A 13,557-nucleotide genomic window follows, 5' to 3' on the forward strand; every position below is an offset into this window, starting at 1 on the left:
AAAACGTTCTTTTTACATCGGTTTTAGCCATCAAAAAATGCCGGAAAATTACTTAATTCGACATTTTTATCTTTTTAAAATACCTTTCCAAGAGTAGTTAAATAAGCACATTGACATAAATTTGTTACTATCCTTTTGGAATGCTAGTGCCAAACAGGCATGGGTCAAGTAATACCTATCGTTACGGCTTCCAAGGGCAGGAAAAAGATGATGAGCTGAAGGGCGAAGGAAACTCGTTGAATTATACATTTAGGATGCACGACCCGAGGGTGGGAAGGTTTTTTGCCAGAGATCCTCTAGAAAAATCATTTGCCTGGAATAGTCCATATGCCTTTTGTGAAAACTCACCTATATGGGGTGTTGAGCTAGAAGGGCTTGAATTAGGAACTTATCTTGATAAAATTAAAAAAGCAGTTGAAGCCATAAAAAGCAAATCATCAGAATATGTTGAAAAGAAAAAAGATGCTGCTGTAAGAAAGACTTCGGAAGTTGTAGATGCTTTAGCTACTAAAAGCATAGTAGAATTTGCTAAAAAAATCTATCCTGATGTTGACAAAGCAACTGAAAAAATAAAACAGCAACAATTCAAAACCAATCCTAATAATTCTGTTGCCATTTTACTGTATGAATTTGCAACTGGAACAGGAAAAGATACTAGGGTTTTTAATCTAGGTAAGAATGATAACGCATTTGCCAATACTTTTTTAGAGGGTAGAGTTGCGAAAGAAGTTGCGACCAAGTTTTTAGAAAAGGCAGGAGAAATGAGTTATTCACAATTTAAATCAGAAGGAATGAGGTATGGCTTAGAGTTTAGCCCTGATCATGCCGGATTTTTAGAATCTGCTGAAAAACATATTGATTCAAACTTGCCTCAATTTTTTGTTGGTGGAGCTAATGTTCTAATAACGGCTTCAGATAAACCTAATAAGGTAAATGTTACTATAAGCAATCCAACCAGCAGGAGTTCGTTATTACTCCATATTGGAGATAATTACCCAAGAAGTGAAGAAAAGAATTACGAGAAGCCATTATCAACCATTCAACAACAATTTACTTTTGAAATGGAAGTTGATGTAAAACTCCAATCTCTCTTTAAAGTTGTTGAACCTAAAAAATAATTTTATGAAAAAAATAAGACTTATAATGCTATTAATAATGCCTGTTTTCATATTTAACTGTAATACCAATAAAAATGAAAATTTGCTTGGAAAATATTTCAATAATTATGAAAACAATGTTTTGCATTTTGTGGAATTAAAAAAAGACAATACGTATTTGCATTATTATGAGGGGAAAAATCATACTGTCAAAAGAAACATTGGAACATGGAAGTCAATAAAAAAAGGAGATGAGATTGAAATAATGTTCAGTTCATGGATAGATTATGGTTACCTAAATGAGCCAGTTTGCAATAGTTGTACTAATTTTGTGAAATTGGAAGATGGAGAATTGATATTTAATCAAGATTTGCCTAAAGAAACCAATTTTGTAAAGAGGGACTAATATTGCGCCCATAGCACCGATTTATTTCATCAGTTCAGCTAAAATTGCAATTCGTGCGCATTGCAACCAGCAAACAAAAAATCCTAACCATCAAGTTAGGATTTTTTTTAATGTAATATTACCATTAACCTGTGATAATTTTTTAAAAAATATTTTTTTGCCACAAAAGTTGTGGCAATTTTTTATAAAACATTTTTTTTGCCACAAAACCTGTGGCAAAATTTTAAAGGCGAGATTTTTTGCCACAAGAAAATAATAATGGTTATTCTTTTGAATAGCAATTTCAACAGGGCTGTGCATGGCCTGGAACAAATCTCATATAAAATTGTACTTTTGACGCTCAAATTCATTTCATGAAAAAGACCAATGATGTAATTCCCTTGTTCAAACAATTCATCAAAGAAACCGAAACCGGGAAAAGACTGAAGAAAAACGGAGAACGAATCAAAGCCGGTTCCATAGACAACTACAAATACGTATTGCAAAATTTGATACAGTTTTCGAGCGATACCAATTTCGAGCTGCGCATCTGCGAGGCGAATAAATTAAGCAAACGGGAACTGCAATCGGAAAAAAGCTATTGGAAAAAATTCTACCAGAAATTCACCGAATATTTATACAAAAAAGGCTGCCACGATAATTATGTTGGTGCTAACATCAAGGTGATCCGGGTGTTTTTCAATTACTTAAAGAACGATAAGGATTTTTTTACCGGCGATTTCCAACGGTTGTTTTATGTCCGAAAGGAAGAGATCGACATTTTTGTCCTTTCTCCCGAACAATTGAAATTCCTGATACACGACCAGGAATTTGAAGCCCAATTACTGAAAAGCGAGCTTCGTGTCAAAGATATTTTCGTTTTCGGATGCACCACCGGACTTCGTTATTCGGATGTTTTCCTACTGACCAATAAAAATTTCGAACAGCAGGATGGTGAATGGTACCTGAAACTAAAATCGTTGAAGACCAAGACTTTCAGCTACATAAAATTACCGCTTTATGCGATCGAGGTCTATCAGAAATACAAATCTAAAAATGACAGGGTTCCGGTTTTTGGAAAGATAAGCCTGTTTAATTTCAATAAAACACTTAAAAAAGTAGGCGAAAAAGCCGGTTTTACTTCTGCTGTGGAAGTGTCCCGGGAAAAGCAGGGCAAAACCAGCAAATTGGTAAAAAAGACCGATACCGCCCAAAATCGTTTTTGTGACAAAATGAGTTCGCACATGATGCGCCGTACAGCCATAACGACCATGCTTATTTTAGGGATGCCCGAACATTTGGTGCGGAAAATCAGCGGGCACAGCCACGGCAGCAGTTCTTTTAACCGGTATGTGCATTATGCCCAGGGGTATATGGATAAGGAAATCAGCAAAGTCCATAGTAAGCTGGAAAATTATTAAAATCAAAAACCCTAACTTTTTAAGTTAGGGTTTTTTCATATTCAATTATATCTAAAGATTAAAACAAAGAAATTAGTACGATAACGATCCTGTGCTTTGTTTGGACAGTAGAAATATTACGAAGCGAAACTTTTATCAACATCCTTCAGGGAAAATAACAATTGGCCTACTCTTTTGAATTATATAAAAGTATAATTCGTGAAAGCTATTTGGATACATTAATGAGATTAGTAATAATAGGATTAGAATTGAAGCAAGTATTCTTTCAAAATTTGAATTATCAAAATTTACTTTTACTACATACAATCTCATACATATAATAGAAATCAATATCCCAAAAAGGCAGCCTCTTAACCAATTTCCATTCATAGGCAATGCTCCATCACAATTTAAGGCAGGTATAGTGGGTTTAAATATGCTATCTATTACAAAATTGCCAACTATATTTGTGCAACTTATAAAAAGCGAAATAAACAATATAACTATACTAACTACATTTTTTTTCTTAAAAAGAATTGAAAATAAAGAAATGCCTAATAAGACAAAAATACTTTTCCAGATAGTACCTTTTAGATTAAAACTAAAAAAAATACAGAAATACAGAATGAAATAGAATGCTAGTAAAAACAATTTTTTAAACATAGTATTTTATTTATTATAATATATATACCAAACCCCCATTATTCCAGTACCTGTTTTTATTTTTTTAGTGCTTTCCCCTCCATAATCCCATACCGTCATACTATAGGAACCATCACTTTCCTTTTTGAAATCTCCTCTATATTGCATATAATGCCAATATTGGCTCATAAATTTTCCTTTGACCATTTGTGTATCGTACAAAATGATAACCAACCCATGTTTGTCAGCATATTCATTTGCTTTTTTTATGTCAAATATAGTTCCTAAACCTCCATTTACATCCTTAAAGCCCATTGATTTTGCAATTGCGTTTATTTGCCAAGGCCATGTAAACCCAGCTGCTCCTGTATCAGTGTTTGGATGATAAGATGACCAGTAGTTCATGCTGTTTCTCATAGAAGAAGCTAAAATCACGTCAACCGGGCTTTGCATTTTACCATCAACTTTCATTGGTTTAATGTCTTCAATTCCATCTGAACTTAATTCAATATCCCCAAGTGTTGCCGATCCATTTGAATATAATTCAATCATCGTTTTTGTGATTTTTTGCGGATAATAATCAAACGCCGGCTGGCCGGTGATTGCTGAAATACCACAAGTACTATCACATTGCAGGTTTTTATCGGGATTATTTATCAACTCATAAAGCGAATTTGCAAAGTCCTCCTTGGAAATGTTTTTGAAGTAATCTGAATCGCCAACATCTTTATTTTTTAAAAAGTCATCAACTAATTTAACAGCTTTGTTTTTATCTTCAGTACTCGCTGCTTCCAATCCTTCTAATTCAACCATATCAATTACCCTATTCTCACTAAAAGCATAAGGGCTATTATGAGGGTATTTAGGTGCCAACGGATCCACCGCAAAAAACCTTCCCACCCTCGGGTCATGCATCCTAAATGTATAATTCAACGAATTTCCTTCGCCCTTCAACTCATCGTCCTTCTCCTGTCTCTGGAAGCCGTAACGGTAGGCTGTGCCTGACCCATGCCTGTTTGGCACTAGCATTCCAAAAGGATAGTAACAAATTTATGTCAATGTGCTTATTTAACTACTCTTGGAAAGGTATTTTAAAAAGATAAAAATGTCGAATTAAGTAATTTTCCGGCATTTTTTGATGGCTAAAACCGATGTAAAAAGAACGTTTTTCAGTGCTAAAAATACTAAAAAAAATAGAGTAAGAATTAAAAACATGTGTTTTTTCCTACTGTATATAAAGGAGAGCGGCCTTGTAATTTTTTGTCCAAAATAGTTGTACTATATCAAAAAAAAATGGTTCTTTGCACACAAATTTTTTTGGGATGAAAAACCTTATAGTTAAGCAGTTACAGAATATTAAAAAAGCGTCGGTAAAGGCCTATTCCCTGACCGAGATATTGATCGTTTTATGTATTATCGGTATTTTGCTTCTGATGGTGCTGCCCAACCAGACTTCGGTGATAAGCCAGGCTAAGGCTATTGAAGCCCAGGCAATGCTCAATCAGGTCTATGGTTTGGAGAAAAGTTATTTCTACAGGCATTCCAAATATTCCAACAGCTTGGAAGAATTAGGGTTTGAGCAGGAAGCGACGGTCGATGAAGGAGGCCAGGCCGTATATAAAATCGAAATCACAGAAGCTTCGAGCGAATCTTTTGCTGCCAAAGCTACAGCTGTTTCTGATCTTGACGGTGACGGAAGTTTCAATACCTGGGAAATAGACAGTAAGAAAATGCTAACGGAAGTAACAAAAGAATAAGTTGGATTTACTGATTTTGGGTTTGCTGTTTTGCTGTTTGTCGGTTGTATTTTTCCAGGACTGGAAATACAGGCGCATCCATGTTTTGCTGCCTATTGCCATTTTCTCTTTTTCCTGGTACCTAATCAGCCAGAAAATCAATTCGGTCTTTACAATAATGGGCTGCAATATTCTTTTTTTTGCCATAACCTTAAGCGTATTGACTTTGTATATGAGCCTAAAAAACAAGCAGTTCCTTAACCCGTTCCAGCATTATTTCGGATTGGGGGATTTACTCTTCTACATCGCTATTACGCCTTTGTTCCTGCTTCAAAAATATGTCTTGTTCTTTATTTTATCAATGGTTTTCGCTATTGCGATGCAAATTGGGCTGCGGAAATTCATGAAGCATGAAACAGTACCGTTGGCAGGATTTTCGGCTTTGCTTTTATTGGCAACCATTGTAAAAGATACGGTATTCCATTTTCAAAAAATCACGCTTTTGTAATCATGCAGCACATCACAATCCTTCCTGAAAACCTGCATAGCATTTCCAATGATTTGGCAAACCACTACAGGATCTTACCGAAAACCGTACAGGGTGATTTCCTTGAATTGTATGTGGATGAAAGCCAAAACCAGCAGGATATTAAAGATGAACTGGAGCTTTTTTTAGGTAAAAATATCGCTTTTGAGACGCTTGATTCTTCAGAAATTGAAAAAGCACTTTCTATTTATTACAGGAAAGAAAGGCATGCTGCTTCCAATAAATCCCTGAATGTCGAAAAAGGGGATTTCCTGTCAACGCTCTTAACCGAAGCCAAATCGTTAAAAAGCAGTGATATCCATTTTGAAGTATACGAAGAATCTGCCAGGATCCGCTTTAGGATTGACGGCCAGCTGATGGAACGCTATAAGATTGAAAAAGACAACTATCTCGAGCTGGTCAACAAGATCAAGATAAAATCCAAACTGAATATTACCGAAAAAAGATTGCCGCAGGATGGCCGTATCACCAACGAATCTTTTGATATCAGGGTGTCCATCCTTCCCACATTGTTTGGAGAAAAAATCGTCATGCGTTTACTGGGGCAGGATGCCTCCAATATTGACCTCAATACACTCGGTTTCCAGGAAGAGGAAATACAGCATTACCTGGAGGCAGTAAAGAAACCCAACGGGATAATTTTAATCAGCGGCCCTACGGGTTCCGGTAAAACCACTACGCTGTATGCCACTTTACGATTGCTAAACGATTCCAGGAGGAATATCGTCACTGTTGAAGACCCTATCGAATATACACTGAAAGGCATCAACCAGGTGCAGCTTAAGGAAGATATCGGGCTGACGTTCGCCTCCGCATTGAAGTCGTTTTTGCGCCAGGATCCCGATGTGATCATGCTGGGGGAAATCCGTGATTCCGAAACGGCCTTAATGGCTATCAGGGCTTCACTCACAGGGCATTTGGTTTTGTCTACGATACATACCAATTCCGCCATCGGGACAATCTCAAGGCTAATCGACATGGGCGTGCCGTCCTACCTGATTGCAGAAACGCTGAACCTTTCCGTGGCACAACGCTTGGTGAGAAAGCTTTGCGATCATTGCAAAAAAGAAACAGTAGCTCATAAGGAGGATTTTCCAATGAATTTCCAATTTCCGTACGAGATCACTACATATAATAAACCGGTTGGCTGCAATACCTGTTTCCATACCGGATATAAAGGGAGAAGGGCCATTTATGAAGTGCTGACCTTAACGAATCCCATCACGGAAGCGATCAAAAACAATACCGTTGGCCAGCTGTTTGAAAACGACGAAAATTACAAATCATTGTCTGATAAAGCTTTCGATATTTTGGCCGAAGGAGAAACTTCATTAGAGGAAATATATTCTATTTTAATTAACGCATAAATATATAATGTTTACAAAAATAACCTACGCAATTATTGGTTTCTTACTCACCAACCTTGCTTTTGCCCAGCAGGATATCAATGAGTTGGGAAGGAAATTCGATGAGTTGGCGAAGCAGAAAAAAGGAATTAACGAAGTGCTGAAAATTGATGTTTCAGGATTGACTTTGCATGATTTTATTTCTTCAATCGCAGAAGAACACCAATTAAATATTGATGTGGATACTGATTTGACACAAGTTGTGGTCAATAATTTTTTCGACGTTACCGTGAAGGATGTTTTTATCCATTTGGTCCAGAAATATGATTTGGAAGTGGAGTTTATGAATAACATCATTTCGTTCAAAAAACGCAAACAAGTGATCGTTGTCGAAAAGAAATTGCCTAAAGTAATCGATGTCGAGTACAACCCGCAAAACGATTTCCTGTCGGTAAAACTGGAAAATGATTCCATACCGTCTGTAGTGAAGGCCATTATAGACAAATCGGGGAAAAATTTAGTTTTGGCACCGGATATAAAAGGGCTTAAAGTTTCTTCCTATATCCTGAACCGCCCGTTTGACCAGGTAATTGAAATGATGTCAAAATCAAACGATTTGATTGCAACCAAAGACGAAAACGGCTTTTATTTTATCGAAAAAAACAAAGACCCCAACAATCTTACGGCTTCTTCTTTGGGAAGCGGTTCCCCAAAAGCCAGACAGCCCAAAGCAAGCCAGGGCGCTCCGGGATATTATGAGGTAGATTTGAACAAAGCCGGATTTTTATCGGTAAAAGCCAATGTGGCCGATGCCTCGGAATTGTTAACCGAAGCGGCTGAAAAACTGCACATTAACTATTTCATGTACAACAAGCCGGAAAACGAGAAGACCACGCTTTCTGCTGAAAACATTACGTTTGATGAGCTGCTCGATAATGTTTTCAAAGGAAAAAAATATACTTACCGCAAACAAGACCACCTGTACCTTATTGGGGAACAAGCTACCGAAAGTTTAAGGGCTACCGAGATGATCCAGCTCGAAAACCGTTCCATTGAAGCGGTCCTGGCTTCCTTGCCTAAAATCTTTACGGAAAAACTGGAAATCAAGGAGTTCCTGGAACTCAACGGATTGATCGTGTCCGGTGCCAAGAACACACTGGAAGAGCTTAAGGTGTATATCAAGCAAATTGATAAAGTGGTGCCTATGGTCCAGATTGAAGTGATTATTGTCCAGTATAATAAAGGCCACGATGTTCAAACGGGTATCAAAGCAGGCCTGGACAAAATAAACAAACAAACAACGGGAGGTTCCTTGTTCCCTACGGGAGATGTTACTTTAAACGCTTCGTCAGTAAACAGCTTAATCAGTGCCTTTAACGGTTTCGGGATTTTCAAGCTCGGAAAAGTGACAGAATCGTTTTATATGAATTTGAAATTGCTGGAAAACAATTCGATCGTAAAAGTAGAATCCACCCCAAAAATAGCTACCATCAGCGGGCATGAGGCTAAATTGGCCATTGGGGAAACCAGTTATTATTTTGAACAGAACAATAGATTGATCAACAATGGTGGTATTGGGAGCGATGTCTTTCAGTCCGGCACCTGGAAATCTACCGATGCCAACCTGAGTGTCAGCATCAAACCATTCGTGTCCACGGACGAAAACGTGACCCTGACCATTGCCGTCGAGAAAAGTTCGTTCCTGGGAAGAGCCGGTGAAAATGCGCCTCCGGGGAAAGCAACCCAAAAATTCGAATCGCTGGTAAGGGTCAAAAACAATGAAATGATCTTACTGGGCGGATTGGATGAGTTAAGAAAAGAAGATTCGGGTTCCGGAACGCCTTTGCTTTCCAGGATTCCGGTAATCAAGTGGTTTTTCAGCAGCAGGAAAAAAGGGAAAAACAATTCCAAATTACATATTTTCATTAAACCAACAGTGGTCTATTAATGATAGCGTTTTTATCTAAAATAATCAAGATTAACAATTTGCATGTTGTTGGCGTCGTTAAGAATGATAACGGCGAAAGCTACCATGTGCTTACCATCCGGAAAAAAGGGAGCAAGATTGACATTGTTTCCCAAAGGACTTTCCAGACATTGGAAGACATGGTACAGAAAACGGATGCCAAACTGCCTGTTATTTTGGTTGCAAACGGAAAAGGTGTCCTGCATAAGAAGATTGATTTTGACAATGAATCGGATGTAAATTGGCAGAAAAACATTGACTATGCGGCTATTTATTACACCAGCTTCAAAAGCGGGAATAGTAATTTCATCAGTTTTTGCAGAAGGAATGCGGTTGAAGAAACCATTACAGGGCTTCAAAAGAGCCATTTCCATATTATAGATATTTATGTCGGCTCTTTCCTCTCGGCGTTATTGCAGCATGCTATCCAAAAGAAAACCTTGCATTCCGGTGATTTGGTGCTGGATTTTGAAGAGGAAAAACTGGTAGGGTTCTCGAAATTGCCGGAACCTGTCAAAAAAGAGGATTATACGATCGGGAAAGACTCGATTTCAAATAAGACCCTGCCGTTGTACGGTGCCCTGATCCATTTTTTCCTAAAGCCATCGGAGGTATCCAAGACTAAAAACGAATCCTTAAACGTGGAAGAAATCGTATACAAAAAAGCGTTTAACTTTTTTGGGGCGGCCATGCTTGTGGGTTTCCTGGTATCATTACTGACCAGCTACCTGCTGATACAGTATTACGGTTCAAAAAATGCAGAACTGAACCTGCAGAATGTATACTCAAACCAATCGTATCAGAAAATCCTGGATCTTGAACAGCAAAAGGAAAACAAACTCAGCATATTAAAAGAATCGGGGTTCTTATCGTCTAAATTCCTTTCCTATTACGGATACGAGCTCATGAAAGGGATTCCTTCCGATTTGTCGCTGAATGAAGTAAATATCATTCCTTCGAACAAAGAAATAAAGGCCAATAAAAAAATGCTCTTCGAGTCTAAAACCATAATTGTAAAAGGGGAAACTTTTAATGAATCTTCTTTCAATGACTGGATGGAAGGGTTGAAAAAGATGCAATGGATTGGGCATTTCGAGATCATAAGCCTGAAAAAGGACAAGAAGAACAAGTCTCAATTTGAGATAAAAATTACATTAAAAAATGTTTGAGCAATATTCCTATAAGAAAAAGTGCATGGCTCTTGCGGTGATTTTTGTCATGCTTTCGATTACGGCATACAAAAGATCTTTCAAAACATTATTGGAAGTGATAGGGGAACACAGGACGCTTACTGCCAAAGTGGACGACCTTAATAAAAAAGCCAGCAATGCCAATGGTTTGATGGAAGATGTGGCCTATTTGGATAAGATTATCGGAAAGGAAGGCACATCGAAAGAAATGGTGCAGCAGGGCCTGGTAAGTTTTGCTTCCCAAAAACCAAATGTATCGATTCATGATTTGCAGCCGATCCATGTTTTTTCAGACGAAAATTATACGATAGCCACCAACCAACTCGATGTGACCGGAGGTGCTAACCAGCTGTTGCAGCTAGGGTATGATTTTGAGAAAAACTTTAATCTCTCAAGAATGGTCAGTATGGATTTTTATACCACAAAAAAAAATAATAACGACGAAGTCTTACACTTAAAAATGATATTTCAAAACTATGAAAACAATAAATAAAATACTACTGGTTGCCCTTGCAATGGTTTCTTTTTCCTGTGACGATATCCTGGAAGACGATATCAGCAATGATACGGTTCAGACCATTGCTCCCCTTAATGGAGAAGAAATAGAGAGCAATGTGGCCAAATTCCAATGGGGCAGCCTTAAAGGAGCCGATAAGTACCGTGTGCAGGTTTTTGCCGCAAACCAAACTGTCGTCCTGGATTCGTTGGTGGAAAACAAAACGAGCCTTACTTACCCATTGTCGGAAGGTGTGTACCAATGGCGGGTGAGAGGCGAAAATTTTGCCTACCAATCTGCGTATTCCGTACAATCGTCCTTTACGATGTTTGTTTCGGATGACCTGACCAACCAGCAGGTGGTTTTGTCAAGCCCTGATGATGATATTTTTATCAATTTTACCAATGTTACCTTAAATTGGCTAACCCTGACCAATGCTACCAGCTATAGTATTGAGGTGGTGAACGTAGCCAACGGGCAGCAGGCATTTCAAAACCCGACTATCACAGGGACATCGGTAACGATGAACAATCCCGGATTGGCAGATGGCGTTTACGAATGGAGGGTTAAGGCCAAAAACGCCAACAACGATACTGAAACACTGCAATATAGTCACAGGAAATTTTCCCTGGACAGGACAGTTCCGAACCAACCGGGATTCGCACAGGGTTCAACACCTCCTGACAGCCTGACTCCGGTGTTGGCGCCTAACACTACTATCACTTTTACGTGGACAAACCCGGCGGATTCAGGATCTGTTATGTCTCCCGTTACGTATATGGTCCAGTTTTCCAATGACAATTTTGCTACTGCGCCTTTTCTGTCAGCAGATGCTCCTCAGACTACCTATTCGCAGTCCTTTAGCGCCGGGACTTATTATTGGAGGGTTGTAGCAAAAGATAAGGCCGGAAATACCAGCGTGCCAAGTGTGATACGTAAGTTTGTTGTCGGTTAAGAGGATTGCAATATGTCAAAAAAGAAAATCAATATTGCTTTGATACTGGTGGTTTTAGGACTGTGGGGTACCGTGGCTTATAGGGCGGCCAGCCAATATTTCTTTTCGGATGAGATGACTTTGAAAGGGATCCAGGACCAGGCGAATGTCAATTTCAGCAAAATCGAAAAGGATACATTTGCCCTGGAGGCCATCGGCAGGGACCCGTTTCTGAACAAAAGTACCGCTCCGGTTGAAAAACCTATTGATTTTAAACCATCGGTTCCCCGGAAAATAACACCTTCACAACCTAAAATCATAAAACCGAAGGAAGTGGTGGCATGGCCTGAGATTCATTATTACGGCTATATCAAATCAAGAGAGCGGAAAGAAGAACTTATTTTGGTCAAAATAGAAAACAGGCTCTACAAGCTAAGGAAAAACGATCAGGTTGACGGTATGTTTATCCGGAAGGTATACAACGATTCGGTGGAAGTGTATTTTAACAAAGAGAAGAGGATAGTGCATTTGGCACGGTAATACCGTACCGTTTTATATAAAAAAAAGCAACTCATTGGGTTGCTTTTTTCGTTACTGCAAGGCGTTGTGCAAACACTACACAAGGCTGTGCAAACGGTACACGAGGCTGTGCAAACGTTACATGAGGCTATGCAAACGGTACACAAGGCTGTGCAAACGTTACATGAGGCTGTGCAAACGATACACAAGGCTATGCAAACGTTACATGAGGCTGTGCAAACACTACACAAGGCTATGCAAACGGTACACGAGGCTATGCAAAACAGTCCTATAAAAAAATCCTAACTTTTTAGGGTTAGGATTTTGATTGTTGGCCGTTATTTTAGGCTTGGATTCTTAATACCCCAGTTTTTTCAGCCGGTTTTGAATTTGAATGCCTACGGACTTGCCGAAATTTTTGCCTACTTCATATAATTTTTCGGTGATGGCGGGCTTTGGCTTGTAGGCGTTAATGCCATATTTATCTACTGTAGCCATCAGGTCCTTGACTTCTGCCTCCGTATAATTTTCCTGAAAGACTTTTTTGACTTCCTTCAGGTACACATCGTTAAAATGCAGTTTTTTGATGTCCTGCCAAACCGCCGCAGGGATGTTTGGTTTTTGTTTGGCATACGCATCGATCATGCTGTTTACCATCATTTCCGATTGCTGTTTGATTTGCATTTTTGTAAGCAATTGATCATATTTATCCCGTTTTTGGGAGTAAACAACTATAGGCAGGAAAAATAATAGGACTAAAAACTTTTTCATCATTTGTTTTTTGTTAATGTATTGTAAAGATCCAAATCAAACACAGAAGCTTTGTATAAATTGTTGTAGAACAATAAATTAAGTTTGCTCTCGCTTATAAATATAGTATGATTGCCTTCTTCGGTAGTGCTTTTGAAGTCTATGTGAGAAGTTTCTAAAAAAGCAACAAAATCTGCATATGCCGTATTGAATCCAATACGGTAATTATTCTCTTGGTAATGAATAGGATAGCTTTTTTCGGTATCGTATTCAAAATCAAATGTGATTCCGACTATCGTATTCTTAATAGTGGACACCTGGAAATATTGCTCTTCATTAAGAACTTCATATAAGCCCGGTATATCCCCATCTTCTTCCTGAACTAAATCCAGGTTGGTTTTTCCATAAGTGGTACCCCCAACGCTCAGGTCACCTAACTTGCCATTAAATATAAAATCTGAAAAAGTCATTGCATTTTGGTTTTTCTGAATACTTACTAAAATAAGTAAATTATTATTTATGATATTTAAATAGAACCATTAGAGCTGT

Annotated in this window: 14 protein-coding genes; 11 read left to right on the forward strand and 3 right to left on the reverse strand. The window is 38.3% G+C overall.

Features of this window, described 5'->3' with window-relative positions; genetic code table 11:
• Positions 1-119: 119 nt before the first annotated feature.
• From E4635_RS13625 to E4635_RS13635, 3 genes are all read left to right on the forward strand, one after another.
• Positions 120-1,118, forward strand: a complete 999-nt coding sequence (locus tag E4635_RS13625; protein ID WP_135527259.1) for an RHS repeat domain-containing protein — start codon at positions 120-122, stop codon at positions 1,116-1,118.
• A 4-nt stretch (positions 1,119-1,122) separates the two neighbouring features.
• Positions 1,123-1,503 (forward strand): hypothetical protein, encoded by a 381-nt coding sequence (locus tag E4635_RS13630; RefSeq protein ID WP_135527260.1) that lies wholly within the window; start codon positions 1,123-1,125, stop codon positions 1,501-1,503.
• 353 nt (positions 1,504-1,856) lie between these two features.
• Complete coding sequence (locus tag E4635_RS13635) at positions 1,857-2,903, forward strand: tyrosine-type recombinase/integrase (RefSeq protein WP_135527261.1); 1,047 nt, start codon at positions 1,857-1,859, stop codon at positions 2,901-2,903.
• A 648-nt stretch (positions 2,904-3,551) separates the two neighbouring features.
• On the opposite strand, the gene E4635_RS13640 is transcribed toward E4635_RS13635, so the two are convergent.
• Positions 3,552-4,574 carry an RHS repeat domain-containing protein gene (locus E4635_RS13640; protein ID WP_262710649.1) on the reverse strand — a complete coding sequence of 341 codons (1,023 nt, stop codon included), beginning with the start codon at positions 4,572-4,574 and terminating at the stop codon, positions 3,552-3,554.
• A 272-nt stretch (positions 4,575-4,846) separates the two neighbouring features.
• On the opposite strand from E4635_RS13640, the gene E4635_RS13645 reads away from it, so the two are divergent.
• Genes E4635_RS13645 through E4635_RS13680 form a run of 8 tightly spaced genes read left to right on the forward strand, consistent with a single transcriptional unit; the run spans position 4,847 to position 12,279 of the window.
• Entirely contained in the window at positions 4,847-5,281 is a 435-nt protein-coding gene (locus tag E4635_RS13645; RefSeq protein ID WP_169630275.1) for a type IV pilin protein, read from the forward strand.
• Position 5,282: 1 nt separating this feature from the next.
• The gene (locus E4635_RS13650) at positions 5,283-5,768 is read left to right on the forward strand and encodes a prepilin peptidase (RefSeq protein WP_135527263.1); all 486 of its coding nucleotides are present in this window, start codon (positions 5,283-5,285) and stop codon (positions 5,766-5,768) included.
• Between the two features lie 2 nt (positions 5,769-5,770).
• Positions 5,771-7,174 carry a GspE/PulE family protein gene (locus E4635_RS13655; RefSeq protein WP_135527264.1) on the forward strand — a complete coding sequence of 468 codons (1,404 nt, stop codon included), beginning with the start codon at positions 5,771-5,773 and terminating at the stop codon, positions 7,172-7,174.
• 7 nt (positions 7,175-7,181) lie between these two features.
• Positions 7,182-9,101: a type II secretion system protein GspD gene (locus tag E4635_RS13660; RefSeq protein WP_135527265.1), complete on the forward strand. Its 1,920-nt coding sequence runs from the start codon at positions 7,182-7,184 to the stop codon at positions 9,099-9,101.
• Positions 9,101-10,288, forward strand: coding sequence for a hypothetical protein (locus tag E4635_RS13665; protein ID WP_135527266.1), 1,188 nt, complete (start codon positions 9,101-9,103; stop codon positions 10,286-10,288). Before E4635_RS13660 ends, E4635_RS13665 begins: the two co-directional genes overlap by 1 nt.
• On the forward strand, positions 10,281-10,802 hold the full coding sequence (locus tag E4635_RS13670; RefSeq protein WP_135527267.1) for a hypothetical protein: 522 nt from the start codon (positions 10,281-10,283) through the stop codon (positions 10,800-10,802). The genes E4635_RS13665 and E4635_RS13670 overlap by 8 nt, the downstream gene beginning before the upstream one ends.
• Positions 10,786-11,760, forward strand: coding sequence for a hypothetical protein (locus tag E4635_RS13675; RefSeq protein WP_135527268.1), 975 nt, complete (start codon positions 10,786-10,788; stop codon positions 11,758-11,760). The genes E4635_RS13670 and E4635_RS13675 overlap by 17 nt, the downstream gene beginning before the upstream one ends.
• Before the next feature lie 12 nt (positions 11,761-11,772).
• Complete coding sequence (locus E4635_RS13680) at positions 11,773-12,279, forward strand: hypothetical protein (protein WP_135527269.1); 507 nt, start codon at positions 11,773-11,775, stop codon at positions 12,277-12,279.
• Between the two features lie 336 nt (positions 12,280-12,615).
• On the opposite strand, the gene E4635_RS13685 is transcribed toward E4635_RS13680, so the two are convergent.
• A complete protein-coding gene (locus tag E4635_RS13685; RefSeq protein ID WP_135527270.1) occupies positions 12,616-12,942 on the reverse strand; it encodes a DUF2059 domain-containing protein in 327 nt (108 codons plus the stop codon).
• 86 nt (positions 12,943-13,028) lie between these two features.
• Complete coding sequence (locus E4635_RS13690; protein ID WP_135527271.1) at positions 13,029-13,478, reverse strand: hypothetical protein; 450 nt, start codon at positions 13,476-13,478, stop codon at positions 13,029-13,031.
• Between the last annotated feature and the right edge of the window lie 79 nt (positions 13,479-13,557).

Origin of the sequence: Flavobacterium humi (assembly GCF_004745595.1) — a bacterium.
In the GTDB taxonomy this organism is placed as follows: domain Bacteria; phylum Bacteroidota; class Bacteroidia; order Flavobacteriales; family Flavobacteriaceae; genus Flavobacterium; species Flavobacterium humi.

Coding starts and splice junctions, on each gene's coding strand:
- E4635_RS13630 (WP_135527260.1), top strand. CDS start 1,123: ATGAAAAAAATAAGACTTATAATGCTATTAATAATGCCTGTTTTCATA.
- E4635_RS13635 (WP_135527261.1), top strand. CDS start 1,857: ATGAAAAAGACCAATGATGTAATTCCCTTGTTCAAACAATTCATCAAA.
- E4635_RS13645 (WP_169630275.1), top strand. CDS start 4,847: ATGAAAAACCTTATAGTTAAGCAGTTACAGAATATTAAAAAAGCGTCG.
- E4635_RS13655 (WP_135527264.1), top strand. CDS start 5,771: ATGCAGCACATCACAATCCTTCCTGAAAACCTGCATAGCATTTCCAAT.
- E4635_RS13660 (WP_135527265.1), top strand. CDS start 7,182: ATGTTTACAAAAATAACCTACGCAATTATTGGTTTCTTACTCACCAAC.
- E4635_RS13665 (WP_135527266.1), top strand. CDS start 9,101: ATGATAGCGTTTTTATCTAAAATAATCAAGATTAACAATTTGCATGTT.
- E4635_RS13670 (WP_135527267.1), top strand. CDS start 10,281: ATGTTTGAGCAATATTCCTATAAGAAAAAGTGCATGGCTCTTGCGGTG.
- E4635_RS13675 (WP_135527268.1), top strand. CDS start 10,786: ATGAAAACAATAAATAAAATACTACTGGTTGCCCTTGCAATGGTTTCT.
- E4635_RS13680 (WP_135527269.1), top strand. CDS start 11,773: ATGTCAAAAAAGAAAATCAATATTGCTTTGATACTGGTGGTTTTAGGA.
- E4635_RS13685 (WP_135527270.1), bottom strand. CDS start 12,942: ATGCAAATCAAACAGCAATCGGAAATGATGGTAAACAGCATGATCGAT.
- E4635_RS13690 (WP_135527271.1), bottom strand. CDS start 13,478: ATGACTTTTTCAGATTTTATATTTAATGGCAAGTTAGGTGACCTGAGC.